The sequence below is a fragment of the Mesorhizobium sp. M7D.F.Ca.US.004.03.1.1 genome, assembly GCF_003998635.1.
Classification (GTDB): Bacteria; Pseudomonadota; Alphaproteobacteria; order Rhizobiales; family Rhizobiaceae; genus Mesorhizobium; species Mesorhizobium loti.
This window is the reverse complement of the sequence record NZ_RZQG01001845.1, coordinates 1-420: the sequence shown is the minus strand read 5'-3', so window position 1 is coordinate 420 and position 420 is coordinate 1. Positions and strand designations below refer to the sequence as shown.

Annotated in this window: 1 protein-coding gene; it reads left to right on the top strand. The window is 54.5% G+C overall.

Features of this window, described 5'->3' with window-relative positions; all coding sequences use genetic code 11:
- Positions 1–420 (top strand): polysaccharide deacetylase family protein (locus EN935_RS40340; protein ID WP_164771946.1); only part of this gene is annotated, 420 nt, incomplete at both ends.

Sequence of the window (420 nt, the reverse complement as noted above, 5' to 3'; positions counted from 1 at the left end):
ATCGGCATTGATGGTCACGACATTTGTTGTCACGGCTATCGCTGGGAGGAGCACTTCCGACTTAGTGTGGAGCAGGAAGCTGATCGGATCGCCCGAGCAGTTGACACAATTCGCAGGCTGACCGGACAGCCGCCAGTTGGCTGGTATTGTCGGTATGGTCCGAGCCCCGACACAAGGCGCCTGGTCGTTGAGAACGGCAGTTTCCTCTATGACAGTGACGCCTATAATGATGACCTTCCCTATTGGACGAAGGTCGGGGACAAGAACCATCTCGTCATCCCTTATGCGCTCGACACGAATGACCTGAAGTTCGCGCCAGGCAACAATTTCTCCACTGGCAGCAGTTTTTTTGAATATCTGCGGGATTCGTTCGAGACGCTGGCCGAGGAAGGTCGGCATTGGCCTCGTATGATGTCAATC